Below are 3,706 nucleotides of genomic sequence, written 5' to 3'. Positions count from 1 at the left end.
CCGCTACGACGTGGGCAAGACCGTCAAACGCCCCGAGACCCTCAAGGCCATCGGTAAACCCGGCAGATCTTGGTAGATAAAGAACAAGCTAAGCCTCGATCGACCCTGGTGGACGGCTGACGGATCGTCGGCGGCCGGACCTGTCTGAAGTCTTCCCGCAGATAACGCCCTATCTATCTGTGCCATCGCTGATCGCGGCCTACGGCGACGTCTGCGGGGCCGTGCACGAAGCGACCCTGTTATCTGTGGCAAGGGGGAAGCGGTGCCCGCCGTCGTACGACTGCCCGCCGGGAAGGCGCCGCCCGTACGCCGCAGACACGTTCCTCGACTCGCTGGGCAACCCGAACGACCGCCGAACACCTCGGCGAGAACCGGCCGCTCGCGACGATCGCGGATGACGAGATCGGCGAGGCCCTGGAACAGTCGTGGGGCAGCGCGGCGGTCAACACCTGGAACGCCCGTCGCGCGGCGGTGCTTTCCTGGCTGGGCTGGTGCGCCGAACGCGGCTACGACGGCCCTGTGGTCCCGGCCTGAGCCCCGGTGAAGTCGAAGGGCGCCCGGCCTCGCACCCGGCGCCGGGGCGCCCCGCGCGAGGACTTCGTGCTGGAGACTGTGTTCTGGGACGCCGGCACCGCCCGTCTTCTGCCCCGCCTGATCAAGGGCCGCACCCGCGGGCCGGTGTTCGTCACCCACTGCAAGCCGGGCCCCGGCAAGGTCGTCAGCCCGCGCGACGTCTGTCCGGACACCGGACTCGCGCGGCTGTCGTACGGGCAGGCTCGCGCCATGCTCGACGCTCATACGGCACTCGCCGGCGTGCAGGGCGCGGGCTGGGACCTGCACGAATGGCGCCACTCCGGGCTCACTCATCTCGGCGAGGCCGGAGCCAGCCTGCCGATGCCTATGGCCAAGTCACGGCACAAGAAGCCGGTGAACGTACGGCGCTATTTCCACCCCTCGGCGGAGGCAATCGCCGAGGTCACCACCTTGCTTGCCCCTGGAGACAGTCGGCGCCGACCTCGTCAGCGGCAGCCAAGTTGAGTCTTCAGTGAAGATCCGACTGGACCTCGGTCAGTCGATGCCTTCGACGATGCGGAAGTCGCGCTCGACGCCGTCGGAGAGGGCGACCAGCGCCTCCTGGTAGGCCGCACTCTCGTGCGCCGCGACGGCCTGCTCGAAGCTGTCGAACTCGATCAGGACGGTGCGCTCGGCGATTCCGGCGTCATGCGCCACGACCCGACTGCCACGCGCGAGGATCCGACCGCCCCCGGCCTCGACGGCCGGACCGGCCAGCTTGTTGTAAGCAGCCAGCTTCTCAGGGTCTGAAATGGTGCGGTAGGCGCTGACCCAGTAGCCCTTGGGCATGGAACCTCCAGTGTTGGGATGAGTGCATCTGACTTACGGGTTGGTCTCGGACGAGCGTCGGCGGGCGAGAGCGAGGCTTGTCAGCGTCGTGATCGCCATGGCGCCGATGCCGACCAGCGCCGCGGTGGTGTAGGCGCTGTCGTCGGGGAAGAGGTGGCCGGGGCCGGTGCCCGCGGCGAGGATCAGGCCGCCGATGGCGCTGCCCAGGGAGTACCCGACGCTGCGGACGACGTAGTTGAAGCTCATGGCGCTCGACGTCTCGCTCTTGGGGGTGACGGCCAGGATGACGCCGGGCATCGCGGCCGAGAAGCCGCCGACGCCGAAGCCGAGCACGCCCATCGCCGCGAACAGTTCGGCCAGGTCCGACCGGGCCGCCGCGAACAGGGCGAACCCGCCGCCGACCACGACGGCGCTGCCGGCCAGGAGCAGGGGGTCGGCGATCCGCGCCCGGACCCGCGGCGTGAGCTTGCCGGCGACGAACCCCAGCACCGAGAACGGGATGAGGACCAGCCCGGCGACGAAGGTCGTCAGCCCGAAGCCGTAGCCGGCGCCGTGCGGCGTCTGCGCGTACCGGGTGATGAGCGTGAGCAGGAGGTACATGCCGATCCCGCCGACGAACATGGCGAGGTTCGCCCCGGCGACCGCCGGGTGCCGCACCGCCCGCACATCGACCAGGGGCGTCGTGCTGCGCAGCTCGATGACGGCCCAGACGCAGAGCAGCACCACCGCGACGACGGCGAGGCCCGCCGCCACGGCGAGGTGCCGGCTCCACAGATTCCGTTCGCCGGCGAGGAACAGCACCAGGAGCAGCGCAGCGGCCAGGACGACCGCGCCTGCCACGTCCACGTGGGCGGAGCGGCCTTGGGGGGCTTCGGGCATGGAGCGCCACGCCGTCAGGAGGGCGGCGGCGGTGACGACCAGGCCGAGGCCGTAGGCGGCCCGTACCCCGCCGAGCTCGGCGAGCAGTGCGGCCAGCGGGTAGCCGACGCCGGCCCCGATGATCGAGACCACCGAGATCAGGGCGATCACGGCCGCGCTGCGCTCCTCGGGGAGGTGGTCCCGGGCCACGCCCATCATCAGCGCCGTCAGCCCGAGCCCGACGCCCTGGGCCGCCCTGCCGGCCAGCAGCCACGCGAACGGCAGCGGCAGCACGGTGAGCGCGCTGCCGGCGACGACGACCGCCAGCGTGGCGAGGATCGTGGCCCGCCGGTGCGGGCCGGCTCCGAGCCGGCCCAGGACCGGCGTGGCGACGGCGCCGCTGAGCAGCGCGGCGGTCAGCGTCCACTGCGCGCTGCCGAGCGAGACGTGGAACGAGGTCGCCACGCTGGTGATGAGCGGCGTCCCGAGGCTGGCGACCGCCGCCACGACCAGAGCGATGAACATCAGGGCGGGGACCAGCAGCCGCGCCTCGGAACGCGCCACCGGGAACGCCTTCACCGCGACCCCGTCGACCGGCTGCCCGGTCACTGCTTCGGCCCTTCGCGGTCCTGGCTTTCGAGCTCTGCCAGATGCTTCAGCGCCGGAAGGGCCGCCACCAGCGCCTCGACCTCGTCGCCGGTGAGCTCGCCGATCAACCGCTCGAACGCGTGGACGCCCGCCTGGCGCCGCGTCCGGACATAGGAGGCGCCGGCCTCGGTCAGGCACACCAGCGTGACCCGCTTGTCGGACGCGTCGCCCCGCCGCTCGACCAGGCCTGACTCCTCCATCACCCGGACCAGGGCGGTCATCGCGGGCTGGGTGACGCCCTCGACCGCGGCCAGATCGGTGATGCGCCGCGGGCCGGTCCGGTCCAGGGTGGCCAGGGTGGCGGCGGACGTCAGGCTCATGTCCCGGGGCAGGCGTCTCGCGGCCCTGGTGGCCAGGCCGTAGAGGGCTGCCCCGATGGCGGCGGACGCGCCAGGAGCGGTGTCTTGACGACTCACGCCCGAAGCATAGCATTTTTATATTCATAGTTTATGGAAATGTCGAACTGACGCGGGCGGCCTCGATCCGCACCCGCGACGGCGGCCGGCCATCGCGCTCGGTGCGCGGCCGACAAACGAGGACTGCCCCGGCCCCTGTGGTGGAGGCAGGGTCCCGAACCTCAAGATTCCCGACAGAGTCGCGGAGGGCCGCCCCGGTGTTCGTCGGCTGCGGCATCTTCACCAGCCTGGGCGTGGGCATCGCCCTCGCCTCCGAGGCGGTGCGGCACGCCGAACTGCCCCGGCGCCAGCCAGGCGTGACCATCTAGCAACCCCAACCGCAGCCCCCGGGCGCGGCGCGCCCCCCCGCCCCCCCGCGGGGGCGCCGGCCGCGCGCGGGGGTGGCCCCCGCCCCCCCCCGGGCGCCCCGCAGACGCCCACAG

Annotated in this window: 3 protein-coding genes and 1 pseudogene; 1 reads left to right on the top strand and 3 read right to left on the bottom strand. The window is 72.0% G+C overall.

What is annotated here, in order from left to right; genetic code table 11:
• The first annotated feature begins 262 nt into the window (after window positions 1-262).
• Window positions 263-1,038, top strand: a pseudogene (locus ACFW2E_RS43210) (site-specific integrase).
• Window positions 1,039-1,068: 30 nt separating this feature from the next.
• On the opposite strand, the gene ACFW2E_RS43205 reads toward ACFW2E_RS43210, so the two are convergent.
• From ACFW2E_RS43205 to ACFW2E_RS43195, 3 genes are read right to left on the bottom strand one after another with little or no spacing between them, the layout of a single operon-like run.
• Entirely contained in the window at window positions 1,069-1,362 is a 294-nt protein-coding gene (locus ACFW2E_RS43205) for a DUF1330 domain-containing protein (RefSeq protein ID WP_059130497.1), read from the bottom strand.
• Between the two features lie 33 nt (window positions 1,363-1,395).
• A complete protein-coding gene (locus ACFW2E_RS43200; protein WP_384476576.1) occupies window positions 1,396-2,829 on the bottom strand; it encodes an MFS transporter in 1,434 nt (477 codons plus the stop codon).
• Entirely contained in the window at window positions 2,826-3,188 is a 363-nt protein-coding gene (locus ACFW2E_RS43195) for a MarR family winged helix-turn-helix transcriptional regulator (protein ID WP_014173936.1), read from the bottom strand. The genes ACFW2E_RS43200 and ACFW2E_RS43195 overlap by 4 nt, the downstream gene beginning before the upstream one ends.
• Window positions 3,189-3,706 lie beyond the last annotated feature (518 nt).

Source organism: Streptomyces sp. NPDC058964 (assembly GCF_042741275.1).
In the GTDB taxonomy this organism is placed as follows: domain Bacteria; phylum Actinomycetota; class Actinomycetes; order Streptomycetales; family Streptomycetaceae; genus Streptomyces.
The sequence above is the reverse complement of the archived record's forward strand: the minus strand, read 5'-3'. Positions and strand labels throughout refer to the sequence as shown.